8 protein-coding genes are annotated in these 12,848 nt (G+C 48.3%); 7 read left to right on the top strand and 1 reads right to left on the bottom strand.

Translation table 11 applies throughout. The features are described 5' to 3' along the window. The first annotated feature begins 360 nt into the window (after positions 1 to 360). The 7 genes from PUQ60_RS08810 to guaA all read left to right on the top strand — a co-directional run bounded on the left by PUQ60_RS08810 (position 361) and on the right by guaA (position 11,829). Positions 361 to 1,554 (top strand): BMP family ABC transporter substrate-binding protein, encoded by a 1,194-nt coding sequence (locus PUQ60_RS08810; protein WP_118293914.1) that lies wholly within the window; start codon positions 361 to 363, stop codon positions 1,552 to 1,554. A gap of 192 nt (positions 1,555 to 1,746) precedes the next feature. Then, on the top strand, positions 1,747 to 3,303 hold the full coding sequence (locus PUQ60_RS08805; protein ID WP_273400794.1) for an ABC transporter ATP-binding protein: 1,557 nt from the start codon (positions 1,747 to 1,749) through the stop codon (positions 3,301 to 3,303). Continuing rightward, complete coding sequence (locus tag PUQ60_RS08800; protein ID WP_022360157.1) at positions 3,300 to 4,376, top strand: ABC transporter permease; 1,077 nt, start codon at positions 3,300 to 3,302, stop codon at positions 4,374 to 4,376. The genes PUQ60_RS08805 and PUQ60_RS08800 overlap by 4 nt, the downstream gene beginning before the upstream one ends. Then, complete coding sequence (locus PUQ60_RS08795) at positions 4,373 to 5,335, top strand: ABC transporter permease (RefSeq protein ID WP_022360158.1); 963 nt, start codon at positions 4,373 to 4,375, stop codon at positions 5,333 to 5,335. The genes PUQ60_RS08800 and PUQ60_RS08795 overlap by 4 nt, the downstream gene beginning before the upstream one ends. A gap of 329 nt (positions 5,336 to 5,664) precedes the next feature. After that, positions 5,665 to 6,468: a formate/nitrite transporter family protein gene (locus tag PUQ60_RS08790; protein ID WP_181357187.1), complete on the top strand. Its 804-nt coding sequence runs from the start codon at positions 5,665 to 5,667 to the stop codon at positions 6,466 to 6,468. A gap of 300 nt (positions 6,469 to 6,768) precedes the next feature. Beyond that, positions 6,769 to 9,621, top strand: a complete 2,853-nt coding sequence (uvrA, locus tag PUQ60_RS08785; protein ID WP_118472205.1) for an excinuclease ABC subunit UvrA — start codon at positions 6,769 to 6,771, stop codon at positions 9,619 to 9,621. 666 nt (positions 9,622 to 10,287) lie between these two features. Next, positions 10,288 to 11,829 (top strand): glutamine-hydrolyzing GMP synthase, encoded by a 1,542-nt coding sequence (gene guaA / locus PUQ60_RS08780; RefSeq protein WP_117796206.1) that lies wholly within the window; start codon positions 10,288 to 10,290, stop codon positions 11,827 to 11,829. Between the two features lie 76 nt (positions 11,830 to 11,905). On the opposite strand, the gene PUQ60_RS08775 is transcribed toward guaA, so the two are convergent. Next, positions 11,906 to 12,844, bottom strand: coding sequence for a DUF1848 domain-containing protein (locus tag PUQ60_RS08775; protein WP_087306150.1), 939 nt, complete (start codon positions 12,842 to 12,844; stop codon positions 11,906 to 11,908). Positions 12,845 to 12,848 lie beyond the last annotated feature (4 nt).

Raw genomic sequence — 12,848 nt, 5'->3', positions numbered from 1 at the left:
TTTTTTATTTCTTCTAATTTAAGGAAGAAATAAAAGATATGTTTTTGAACTCGATCTGACAGAATGCAACCGCAAACACCAGAACATGAAAATGGGGTTGAAACTTTATATATTAGTAGAAATAAAATATAGTGACTATTACATAAGAAATTCTAATAGAACCATATTAATAAATATCACAGTAAAAATCATGTAAATTCCTTGAAAACCGTCTGTAAATATGCAATAATATTTTCTGTATCGATCCAAATTTTCGGGAATGCGGTTTTATTTTCGGATTTCAGGTTCTGCGAGGGAATTCTGACAAACGATGAGAAAGGGAAAGAACCGCATTCGCAGGCATTCTTAGGAGGAAATGTTATGAGAAAAGTAGTAAGCGTGTTACTGAGCGCTGCCATGGCGCTGTCCCTGTGTGCAGGCTGTTCTTCTTCGTCTTCTGATACAGCAGATACGAAGGCAGCGGAGGAAAAGGGAGCTGACGCGGCAGACACAGAAGCAGGCGAGGCAGCAGAGGGCGTGATGCCGGCAGTTGCTAAAGAGGATCTGAAGGTCGGAGTGATTCATATTGGAAATCCGGCGGATGGTTCCGGTTACAGCTATACGCATGATCAGGGTATCGTAGCAATGCAGAAAGCCGTTGGTCTGGAGGATGATCAGATTATCCGCAAGAACAACGTAGCGGACGATGATCAGACTGCCATCGAGACAGCAATGCGCGAGTGTGTCGAGGAAGGATGCCAGATTATCTTCGCGACAAGCTGGGGCTACATGGATGCATGCGAGGCACTGGCAGAAGAATATCCGGACGTTATCTTCTCCCATGCAACCGGCTACAAATCCAACGGTGTGAACTTTAACAATTATTTTGGACGGATTTATCAGTCCCGTTACCTCACTGGTATCGCGGCTGGTTTAAAGACAGAGAGCAATAAGATCGGTTATGTCGGCGCCTGGGGCAAGGACAATGCCGAGGTTACCGGCGGATGTGACGCATTTGCAATGGGTGTATATTCTGTAAACCCGGATGCAACCGTTTACATCAAGACCACCAACAGCTGGTACGATCCGGAAGGTGAGAAACAGGCAGCCGTAGCCCTGATCAACGAGGGCTGTGATGTCATTGGACAGCACTGCGATACACCGAACCCGCAGCTGGCAGCTGAGGAAGCTGGCGTATTTGGTGTTGGTTACAACTCTGATATGAGCAAGGATGCTCCGAAGGCAGTTCTGACCTCCACCGTTTGGAACTGGGGCGCTTACTATACCAAAGCTGTACAGGATCTGATTGATGGTACATGGACAGGCGAGAACTACTTCGGCGGTCTGGAGGAAGGTCTGGTAGACATTTCCCCGTTATCTGACCTGTGCGTAGATGGTACGCAGGAGAAGATCGATGAGGCACGTGCGCAGATCGAGTCTGGCGACTGGGATGTATTTGACGGCGTGATCGAGTGCAACGACGGAACCACCGTTGGCACCGAGGGCGAGCATATGTCTGATGCAGATATCACAGGCAATATTCACTGGTACTTCAAGAACATCGTAGAGAAATAATCACGGAATTATATACCTGGAAGCGATGCTGAAACAGGTTCGGAAACGCTTCCGGGTGTTGCAGATTCCAAGAGTATATAACAGATAAAAGGAGGCAGCTTCAAATGGATCCACTTTCATTTGCGGCACCTCTTTTTTCTTTTTTAGGAAATTGATTAAAAAATTGGTTAAATATTCATTTGAGGTGACGATATGACAGAACAGTATGCCATTGAGTGTAGGCAGATCACGAAAGTATTCGGAAGCGTCGTGGCGAACGATAAGATTGATCTGACCGTCCGGTACGGCGAGATTATGGCACTTTTGGGAGAAAATGGTTCCGGTAAGACAACGCTCATGAACATGCTTTCCGGTATCTACCACCCAGATGCCGGTTCGATTCTGGTTGGAGGAAAAGAAGTCTCCATAAATTCGCCGGTAGATTCGAGAAATTTAGGAATAGGTATGATTCATCAGCATTTCAAACTGGTGGAAGTGTTCAGTGCGATGGAAAATATCGTGCTGGGAACCAAGGGAAAACGGCTGGGAAGAAAGGCGTTGCGGGAAAAAATTGAAGCGCTTGGACAGTCATTTGGACTTGAAATTGAACCGGAGAAAAAGGTCTACGACATGTCGGTCAGCGAGAAGCAGACGGTCGAGATCCTGAAGGTATTATATAGAGGCGCCCAGATCCTGATTCTGGACGAGCCGACGGCAGTCCTGACGCCGCAGGAGACGGAGCGGCTGTTTAAAATCCTGCGCCGGATGCGGGAACAGGGCTGTGCGATTATTATTATTACCCATAAATTAAATGAGGTCCTTTCTATCAGTGACCGTGTCACGATTCTGCGAAAAGGAAAAAGCATCGAGACGGTAGAAACCGCCGGATGTGATGAGAAGAAACTTACGGAGCTTATGGTTGGACGACCAATCAGCCTGAATATCGATCGCCCGGAGATGGAGAAGAGAGAGACTATTTTGAAGATTGTCGATCTGACCGTCGATAAGAGTGACGGCGGCGTGGCGCTGGATGATATTTCTTTTGAGATTAAAACAGGCGAGATTCTGGGCGTTGCCGGTGTTGCCGGAAGCGGCCAGAAAGAACTCTGCGAGACGCTGACCGGGTTGATGGATGCGAAAAAGGGCGCTATTTTGTACCGTAAGGAAAATATCATCGGTAAGACTCCGGCGGAGATCATCCGCCTCGGAATCAGCATGAGTTTTGTGCCGGAGGATCGTCTCGGCATGGGACTGGTTGCTTCAATGGGTATGGTTGATAATATGCTGCTCAAGTCCTATTCGGAAGGGAAAGGATTGTTTGTAGACCGGAAACCGGCGAGGGAGATGGCAGAACGCCTGATCGGAGAACTGGGAATCGTGACGCCGGGCGTTGATACGCCGGTGCGTATGATGTCGGGGGGCAATGTCCAGAAGGTACTTTTGGGACGTGAGATTGAGTCGAGCCCGCAGGTGCTGATCACGGCTTACCCGGTGCGAGGGCTTGATATTAATTCTTCCTATCTGATTTACGACCTCCTGAACCAGCAGAAGAAAAAGGGCGTGGCGGTTGTCTATATCGGTGAGGATTTGGATGTGCTTCTGGAGCTTTCAGACCGGATCATGGTACTCTGCCATGGAAAGATCACGGGTATCGTGGATGCGAAGAAGCTCACGAAAGAACAGCTGGGACTGATGATGACCGGTACCGAGGCGGGCGAGCTGGGGCTGGATAAGAGTATGGCATCCGAAAAGAAGGAGGAACAGGCATGAAAGAACCGTGGATCCGCGTTGTAAAAAAGGCGGAACTTGGAAAAAGAGAAACATTGATCCTCCGTCTGGAGGCGATCGTGCTGGCTCTGGTGGCAGGCGGATTCTTTATCCTGCTGATTGGGCAGAATCCATTTGTCATTTATCAGACGATTGTAACCGGAGCGCTGCGAAGCGAGATGGCGATACAGGCGACGGTCAAAATCATGATTCCACTTTTGATTGCGTCGCTGGGCGTGACGCTGGCATTTAAAATGAAATTCTGGAACATCGGAGCCGAGGGACAGATCATTATGGGCGGTATTTTTGCCTCGTATTTTGCACTGTTCCATGCGAACTGGAATCACTGGCTGCTGGTGATCGTGATGTTTCTGGCAGGCGCGATCGGCGGAGGTCTGTGGGGACTCATTCCGGCGTGGTTTAAGACCCGGTATGATACGAACGAGACGCTGTTTACGCTGATGTTAAACTATATCGCGTTGAATGTCATCGTATTTTTGAGAGAGGGCGCATGGCGTGACCCAGGTTCCCAGGGATATGCGAAGATTGCCCGTTTCAATAAGAATGCGGCGCTCGATAAGGTGTTCGGCATCCAGTTCGGCTGGGTGATTGCGCTGATTCTTGTGGTAGTGATAGCGGTTTACTTAAATCGTTCCAAGCAGGGATATGAGATCAGCGTCGTGGGAGAGAGCCAGGAGACAGCCCGCTATGCCGGCATGAATGTAAAAAAAGTGGTTCTGCGGACGATGTTTCTGTCCGGCGCTGTCTGCGGCATCGGCGGCATGGTGCAGGCGACCGGTTCGGATGTCACGCTGACGACGGCAGTTGCCGGAGGTGTCGGATTTACGGCGATCATCGTGGCATGGCTGGCACAGTTGAATCCGCCGGTGATTCTGCTGGTTACCTTTTTGTTCAGTGTGCTGGAAAAAGGAAGCAGCGTAGTTCAGTCTTCATTCGGATTGTCCTCGGACTGCGCGGATGTGCTGCAGGGAATCATCCTGTTCTTCATTCTGGGATGTGAACTGTTTATACGGTATCAATTTGTATTTCGCGGAAAAGGAGGTACACGCGCATGAGCAGCGAGATCGTAATTAAATTCCTGGTGGCGGCTGTATTGGCGGGTACGCCTTTCCTGTTTGGCACGGTTGGCGAAATTTTGAGTGAGAAGGTCGGACATCTGAATCTGGGCGTCGAGGGCATGATGTCGATTGGCGCGTGCGCCGGATTCATGGTCGGCTATCAGACGGATAACTTTGTTGCGGCGCTGTTAGCTGCGGCGGTGGCTGGAATGCTGTCGGCATTGATTTACGGTGTTTTGACTGTCACATTTATGGCAAATCAGAACGTAACGGGATTGACCCTGACGATTTTCGGTGTCGGATTAGCCAATTTTATCGGCGTCTTTATGCTGGAAAAATCAGAGAACGGCACCCTGAAACTTCCGGATGCGGTGACGGCACAGATGCGTAACATCCACATCCCGGGACTCAGTGATCTGCCGGTGGTCGGAGAATTATTATTTTCCTATAACCCGTTCGTTTATCTTGGAATCATCATCGCGATTGTGGCGAGTTTCTACTTATATAAAACACAGGTTGGTTTAAATGTGCAGGCGATCGGAGAAAATCCGGGCGCAGCAGATGCGGCAGGTATCGAAGTTACAAAGTGGAGATACATTAATATACTGCTATCCGGTGCGATCTGCGGTATCGGCGGCGCATATTGCTCGATGATCATCAACGGCGGCGTGTGGCTGCGCGACAGCGTCGGCGGTCTTGGCTGGATTTCCGTTGCCCTCGTTATCTTCGCGGCGTGGAAGCCGATCAATGTTATTTACGGTTCCTTTATTTTCGGGGCGCTGCGCGTGCTGAAATACTATGTGCCGAAAAACACGTATGCGATTCCGACGGCATTTTTCGATGCCCTTCCGTTCATTATCACCGCATTGGTGCTGGTGATCGCGTCGATGCGTAAGAATAAAGGGGCACATATCCCGGCGCATCTGGGCGAGAATTATTTCCGGGAGGAACGGTAGGAAAATGAAGGGGAACTTATAGGATTTGTGGGAGGGCTGCAAAAAGTAGTCACATGAAATAATAAGGGAAGCCCTTGATAGGTGATGTCAGATGGCGGCTTGAGATGATAGGACGACATCAGAAATGATATAGAAATAATAGAAAAGACGGTTGTTTGTCAAAGATTTTAAAGGGATAGAACAGAAAGATCGGACGAAAACCGTCTTTTTCTGTTTGAAATGGAAGGAAAGGTTATAAAACGATGTGGCAGGTTCGGAAATTCAGAAGATAAAAGGAAGAATTTGAAAAATGAATTTCTGACATAGAAAGGCTGATGGGAGGAAAATCTATGATTGCATCGAAACAGATTGCAGAAAATTATGTGGAGACGGGCAGAAAAAAGGCGGAACTTCCGGTGTCTCATATGCTGATACTCGGCTTTTTCGCCGGAATGTTCATCGCGCTGGCAGGCGCGGGGGCTTCGGTTGCCTCGGCAGCAATGACAAATGCCTCAGCATCGCGGATTGCTTCGGCACTCGTATTCCCGGCAGGATTGGCGCTGGTGGTCTGCACCGGGGCGGAACTTTTCACTGGGAACTGCCTGATGACGATCTCGGCGCTGCAGAAACGGATTTCCGTGGGCGGGCTGTTTAAAAATCTTCTGTTTGTCTATCTGGGAAATCTGATTGGCGCGATCTTTGTGGCGGTTTTATTTGTCTACGGGCATATTCCAAGCCTGTACGGCGGCGATCTGGCGCAGGTTCTTCTGAATACAGCCGTTTCCAAGGTGACCCTGACTCTGCCGGAGGTGCTGTGCCGTGCGGTTCTCTGTAATGTGCTGGTTTGTATTGCAGTCTGGGCGGCGATGAGCTCCGAGCAGGTATCTGGCAAAATTCTGGCGCTTTATCCGCCGGTGGCGATTTTCATTCTCTGCGGCTTCGAGCATTGCATCGCCAATATGTTTTACATCCCGGCGGGGCTGATGATCATGGGCGAGTACGGTCTGGCAGCGGAAGGGCTGACGATCGGAACCTTTATTCTCAATAATCTGATTCCGGCTACGATCGGAAATATGATCGGCGGGATGTTGGTGATTGGAGGCGGGTACTGGCTGGTGTATCTTCGGGGAACGAAAAATCGTGAAATAAAATGAATGCGTGAAAAAATGAAATAGGGCGAAAGGGTATTTTTGTCTGGTCTCCATGTTAGGTTTGGAGTCGGATGGAGGTGCCCTTTTTGTATTAGAATTGATGAAAAGTTTGACTTCTATTCCCAAGGAATATCTATGTTTAGCGGATTCAATTTTATCAAACAGAACAAATGTTTGCAAAGACTTTTGGAATGTGTTATACTAAGCATAATTACAGGGAAGACTGTGACTATAATGACTATAAAATAAGTCAGTAGCGACATGATAAAACAGAGCAGAGTCAATGATAATTGAGGTACAGATATGGCGAAGCAATATATAAAGATACGAGGTGCCAATGAGCACAATCTGAAAAACATTTCCATTGATATTCCGAGAAATGAGCTGGTCGTCCTGACCGGACTTTCTGGTTCGGGTAAATCATCTCTGGCATTTGACACGATCTATGCCGAAGGGCAGCGGCGGTATATGGAGTCCCTGTCGTCCTATGCGCGTCAGTTCTTAGGTCAGATGGAAAAGCCGGATGTCGAGAGCATCGAGGGCTTGTCCCCGGCGATCTCTATCGACCAGAAATCGACGAACCGGAATCCGCGTTCGACGGTCGGCACAGTGACGGAGATCTATGATTATATGCGTCTTTTGTACGCACGGATCGGTATTCCGCATTGCCCGAAGTGCGGTCGTGAGATCCGCCGTCAGACGGTCGATCAGATGGTTGACCAGATCATGGCGCTGCCAGAGCGCACGAAGATCCAGCTTCTTGCCCCGGTCGTGCGCGGGCGGAAAGGACGCCACGAGAAAGTGCTGGAGCAGGCAAAGAAGAGCGGCTATGTCCGTGTGCGGGTGGACGGCAGCTTATACGAGCTTTCCGAGGAGATCACGCTGGATAAAAATATCAAGCACAATATTGAGATTGTGGTCGATCGCCTGGTGGTCAAGCCGGGGATTGAGAAACGCCTTTCGGATTCGATTGAAACGGTCATGGGTCTCTCCAATGGTCTGATGCTGACCGATACGGCGGTGCGGGATGAAAACGGCGAAGAAAAGCACGATACCCTGACGTTCAGCCAGAATTTCTCCTGCCCGGACTGCGGTATCAGCGTGGATGAGGTCGAGCCGCGCAGCTTCTCTTTCAACAACCCATTTGGTGCGTGCCCGGACTGCTTCGGTCTGGGATATAAGATGGAGTTTGACGAGGATCTGATGATTCCAGACAAGAGCCTGAGCATCAATCAAGGTGCGATCACGGCGATGGGATGGCAGTCCTGCACGGACAAAACGAGCTTTTCCGGCGCGATCTTAAATGCATTGGCAAAAGAATACGATTTCAGTCTGGATACCCCGTTTGAAGATTATCCGAAGGAGATCCATGATATTTTAATTTACGGAACCGGCGGCAAGGTTGTGAAGGTGTATTACCGTGGACAGCGTGGCGAGGGAATTTATGATATTGCCTTTGAGGGGCTGATTCAGAGCATGAACCGCAAATACCGTGAGACGTTCTCTGATTCAATGAAGGCGGAATATGAGACATTTATGCGGATCACGCCGTGTCCAGCCTGCAAGGGGCAGCGATTAAAGAAGGAATCTCTGGCAGTCACGGTTGGTGGGAAAAATATTTTCGAGGCGACCGATATGTCGATCGTCAAATTCCGCGAATTTATCGATGCGCTGGAGCTGACGCCGATGCAGCAGGCGATTGGTGCGCCGATTTTGAAAGAGATTCGGGCGAGGATCAGCTTCCTTATCAATGTCGGTCTGGAATACCTTTCCCTGTCGCGTGCGACTGGCACGTTGTCCGGCGGCGAGGCGCAGCGAATCCGCCTGGCAACCCAGATCGGCTCCGGTCTGGTCGGTGTGGCATATATTCTGGACGAGCCGAGTATCGGACTTCACCAGCGGGACAACGACAAGCTTCTGGATACCCTGAAACACCTGCGGGATCTGGGAAATTCAGTTCTGGTGGTTGAGCATGACGAGGATACGATGCGCGCGGCAGACTGTATCGTGGACATCGGTCCGGGCGCGGGCGAACACGGCGGCGAGGTCGTGGCGATCGGCACAGCGGAAGAGATCATGAAAAATGAAAAATCGATCACCGGCGCATATTTGAGCGGGCGCATTCAGATTCCGGTGCCGTCCGAGCGGAGAAAACCGGCCGGCTGGCTGACGGTGAAAGGCGCAGCAGAAAATAATCTTAAAAATATCGACGTCAAATTCCCGCTGGGCGTGATGACCTGCGTCACCGGCGTTTCCGGTTCGGGAAAGAGCTCACTTGTCAATGAGATTCTTTATAAAGCGCTGGCAAAGAAGCTGAACCGAGCACACACGATTCCGGGAAAACATAAATCCATCGAGGGCGTCGAGCAGCTCGATAAGATTATCGCGATCGACCAGTCTCCGATCGGGCGGACGCCGCGTTCCAATCCGGCAACCTATACGGGGGCATTTGATCTGATCCGGGATCTGTTTGCGGCATCTACGGATGCCAAGGCAAAAGGCTACAATAAAGGACGTTTCAGCTTCAATAAAAAAGGCGGGCGCTGTGAGGCGTGCTCCGGCGACGGTATCATCAAGATCGAGATGCATTTCCTGCCGGATATCTATGTGCCGTGTGAGGTCTGCGGCGGCAAGCGCTATAACCGGGAAACGCTGGAGGTCAAATATAAAGGGAAAAGCATCTATGATGTCCTCAATATGACGGTCGAGGAGGCGATGAAATTCTTCGAAAATGTGCCGTCCATACACCGGAAGATTGCGACACTCTACGATGTAGGACTTTCCTATATCCGACTGGGACAGCCGTCCACCGAGCTGTCCGGCGGTGAGGCACAGCGAATCAAGCTGGCGACGGAGCTGAGCAAGCGTGGAACCGGCAAGACGATCTATATTCTGGACGAACCGACTACGGGACTTCATTTTGCCGATGTACACCGTCTGATTGAGATATTAAGACGTTTGTCGGATGGTGGAAATACCGTGGTTGTCATTGAGCATAACCTGGATGTCATCAAAACTGCTGACTACCTGATCGACATCGGACCGGAAGGCGGCGAGGGCGGCGGAACCGTGATTGCGAAAGGAACACCGGAAGAGGTGGCAGCGACGCCGGGATCGTATACGGGGAAGTATGTGAAGAAATATTTAAATGTTTAGGACAGTAAGCGGGAATCCTCGGCAATTCAATTACCGAGATGAAAGCGCAGGGGGTGCATATCTGCACAATGCAAATAGTATAATAATTCTCATCCTTTGCTCTCAGTTGAGAAGCCCCACCTCTTTAGGTGGCGAGTAATAACAAATTTGTCTCAGTGGGAGTTAGGTCTCCGATTGAGATAAACGCTCCGCGAGGATGCGCAGTGATTCTGCATAGAATATGCATTTTACTTGCGGATAGGAATTTTCTGAACTGAAAATTCCGTACGATATCATACTGGTAGCGGATTTTGCCGATGCTTCGCTGACCAGAATCACGCGCCAAGTCTCACGGATGTTCGACTTGAATTGAATCGAAAAGCATTTTTCTGGAAAAAGTGCCTGAAAATACCGTAAAAATGGCTTGTCTTTAATTGTCGGGTATTTTATAATAAAAGTTACAGGAATTGACAGGAAGAGAACGTGGTATAGCTGCTGAACAGATTGCGACCGGTTATTTTTCGATTGGCGGCGATGGGGCTGGAACGGAATGATTACCTGCGGCAGCAGTATGACTGTTACAGTTCACATGTTGTGCAAGCGTGTGACCATAAATCCTGGAAGTTGATTCGAAGCTACAAGTTGATGAAGTACGGATCGCAGCATAAAATTATAGGAGGAATACTCGTGGAGAAAGAGATGATCATTGTACTGGACTTTGGCGGACAGTACAATCAGTTGATTGCCAGAAGAGTAAGAGAGTGTAACGTATATTGTGAGGTTCATCCTTACACCCTGCCGCTGGAAAAAATCAAAGAGATGAACCCGAAGGGTATCATTTTCACCGGCGGACCGAACAGTGTATACAAGGAGGAATCTCCGAGATGTTCAAAGGAAATCTTTGATCTGGGAATCCCGGTACTGGGTATCTGCTATGGCGCACAGCTGATGTCCTACCTGTTAGGCGGCGAGGTTGCCACAGCACCGGTCAGTGAATACGGAAAGACTGAGGTAGAGGTAGACACAACATCTAAGCTGTATGAGGGTGTATCCCCGAAGACCATATGCTGGATGAGCCATACCGACTATATTTCCAAGATGCCGGAAGGTTTCCGTGTGACAGCCCATACTCCGGTCTGCCCGATTGCAGGTATGGAAAATGAAGAAAAAGGCTGGTACGGCATTCAGGCACATCCGGAGGTACTTCATACACAGGAAGGCTCCAAGATGCTGCATAACTTCGTATACAGTGTCTGCCATTGTGCAGGTGACTGGAAGATGGATGCGTTCGTAGAGAAATCCATCGAAGAAATCCGTAAAAAAGTAGGAAATGGTCGTGCCCTTCTGGCTCTGTCCGGCGGTGTAGACTCTTCCGTAGCAGGCGTCCTGATGGCGAAAGCGATCGGCGACCAGCTGACCTGCGTATTCGTCGATCACGGTCTGCTTCGTAAAAACGAGGGTGACGAGGTAGAGGCAGTATTTGGTCCGAACGGTCCGTACAAGCTGAACTTCATCCGTGTCAATGCACAGCAGCGTTTCTACGACAAGCTGGCAGGTGTAACCGATCCGGAGCGCAAGCGTAAGATCATCGGCGAAGAGTTCATCCGCGTATTTGAGGAAGAAGCAAAGAAGATTGGCAAAGTAGATTACTTCGTACAGGGTACGATTTACCCGGATGTAATTGAGTCCGGTCTTGGAAAATCCGCTGTTATCAAGTCCCACCACAACGTAGGCGGACTTCCGGAACACGTAGATTTCAAGGAGATCATCGAGCCGCTGCGTATGCTGTTTAAAGATGAGGTCCGCCGCGCCGGTCTGGAGCTTGGTATTCCGGAAAATCTGGTATACCGTCAGCCGTTCCCGGGTCCGGGACTTGGCGTTCGTATCATCGGTGAGGTAACCGCAGAGAAGGTACGCATCGTACAGGATGCAGACGCTATCTACCGCGAGGAGATCGCAAAAGCAGGTATCGACCGCACACTCGGTCAGTACTTTGCAGCCCTGACCAATATGCGTTCCGTAGGCTGCATGGGCGATGTCAGAACCTATGACTATGCCATCGCACTTCGTGCCGTCCTCACATCCGACTTCATGACCGCAGAATCCGCAGAACTTCCGTGGGAAGTACTTGGAAAAGTCACAAGCCGAATTGTCAATGAGGTAAAAGGTGTAAACCGCGTACTGTATGATTGTACGGGGAAACCGCCGGCTACGATTGAGTTTGAATAGTAAACAGGGAGCCGGGAAGCCGCATAAACAGCGGACTTTCCGGCTCTTAGTGTGTGGTGTGATACCTGTTTGATACCTATATGTCAAATAGACTTAGTTGCATATTTTTTTGACTTTTGACTTTACGCTCTGTTATTTTGTCAAATTCTGTTATATTACTACAGAGTAAAGGAGAAAATGGATCATAAGTTTCAAAATTTTGCTTACGAATAGCATAACTATGATTAGCATAACAATATATACAGCCATTTTGACAAGTATTATATAGACCTAAATCAATGCTTGCAATACAACCACATTCCAATCGTTGGTTTTTATCTTTTTCTATGTCTATGGAACAATGTAGTAACTTTGAAATAAGTCTGTCATCGATGCATCTAGCATGAGTTATGCCATAAGAAGATAAGTCAATGTCTTCTGCACAGGTATCTATTTCTATGTTATGTGAATAAGCAATTTCTGCAAAGTATCTCGCAAGGGTGTTTTTTTGCTCATAAGATAATTCATAAATATTTTTCCCTTTGATATTATGGGAGATTTTTGTATATAAATCAATAAAACTTATGGTTACTTTTTCTGTATAAAGACAGAGTTGTTCTGTAAGGTATTTGAATCTTTCAATGTGCCAATCAATAGAGTATTTTTCGTTAATGATAATGGGATCATAACGCCATATGACACGTTCTTTTCCAATATAATTGGATAATGTCTGGAAAGTATCAATTCTTGTAGACAAAGTAGGAAGATTTTCTTCGAAATCTTTATCATAGGCGTTAAGTGTAAATTGAAAATAGTACATATAATCTTTCAAAGCGTTAAGTTTATTAATTATTGGCTTAGGATTTTTGCTCCAAAAAACAATACAATCAACAACATCTGGAGATAAGTTGATTTTACTTACTTGGTGAATATTCATAGGATTTCGTACATAGGCATATTGTTCTTTTAAGCGGTTTATAATCCACTCGGAAAAGAAAGCAGGGATATCAGTTCTTCGACTTGCACTTATTATCATAAAA

This window comes from Clostridium sp. AF02-29 (genome assembly GCF_934835585.1).
Taxonomy (GTDB): Bacteria; Bacillota; Clostridia; order Lachnospirales; family Lachnospiraceae; genus Otoolea; species Otoolea fessa.
This window is presented reverse-complemented; position numbering and strand designations above follow the sequence as displayed.

Coding starts and splice junctions, on each gene's coding strand:
- PUQ60_RS08805 (WP_273400794.1), top strand. CDS start 1,747: ATGACAGAACAGTATGCCATTGAGTGTAGGCAGATCACGAAAGTATTC.
- PUQ60_RS08790 (WP_181357187.1), top strand. CDS start 5,665: ATGATTGCATCGAAACAGATTGCAGAAAATTATGTGGAGACGGGCAGA.
- PUQ60_RS08795 (WP_022360158.1), top strand. CDS start 4,373: ATGAGCAGCGAGATCGTAATTAAATTCCTGGTGGCGGCTGTATTGGCG.
- PUQ60_RS08800 (WP_022360157.1), top strand. CDS start 3,300: ATGAAAGAACCGTGGATCCGCGTTGTAAAAAAGGCGGAACTTGGAAAA.
- uvrA (WP_118472205.1), top strand. CDS start 6,769: ATGGCGAAGCAATATATAAAGATACGAGGTGCCAATGAGCACAATCTG.
- PUQ60_RS08810 (WP_118293914.1), top strand. CDS start 361: ATGAGAAAAGTAGTAAGCGTGTTACTGAGCGCTGCCATGGCGCTGTCC.
- PUQ60_RS08775 (WP_087306150.1), bottom strand. CDS start 12,844: ATGATAATAAGTGCAAGTCGAAGAACTGATATCCCTGCTTTCTTTTCC.